1 rRNA gene is annotated in these 519 nt (G+C 48.2%); it reads right to left on the bottom strand.

What is annotated here, in order from left to right:
• Positions 1-519: ribosomal RNA gene (locus IF125_RS14220) — 23S ribosomal RNA — on the bottom strand; the annotation flags it as partial.

Consider the following 519-nt stretch of genomic DNA (forward strand, 5'->3'; position numbering starts at 1 on the left):
TTCATAGTCTCCCACCTATCCTACACATTATTTACCCGAAGTCAATACAAAGCTATAGTAAAGGTTCACAGGGTCTTTTCGTCCCGTTGCGATTAACCGGCATCTTCACCGATACTACAATTTCACCGAGATCATGGTTGAGACAGTGCCCAGATCGTTACACCATTCGTGCAGGTCGGAACTTACCCGACAAGGAATTTCGCTACCTTAGGACCGTTATAGTTACGGCCGCCGTTTACTGGGGCTTCAGTCAAAACCTTCGAGTTGCCTCTAAGCTCCTTCCTTAACCTTCCAGCACCGGGCAGGTGTCAGACCCTATACGTCATATTTCTATTTTGCAGAGTCCTGTGTTTTTGATAAACAGTCGCCTGGGCCTTTTTACTGAGGCTGTCATTGCTGACAGCGACCTTTCTCCCGAAGTTACAGGTCTATTTTGCCTAATTCCTTAACCATGAATCGCTCGAGCGCCTTAGGATACTCTCCTCGACCACCTGTGTCGGTTTACGGTACGGGCTGCAC

This window comes from Empedobacter stercoris (assembly GCF_020281205.1).
GTDB classification, from domain to species: Bacteria; Bacteroidota; Bacteroidia; order Flavobacteriales; family Weeksellaceae; genus Empedobacter; species Empedobacter stercoris.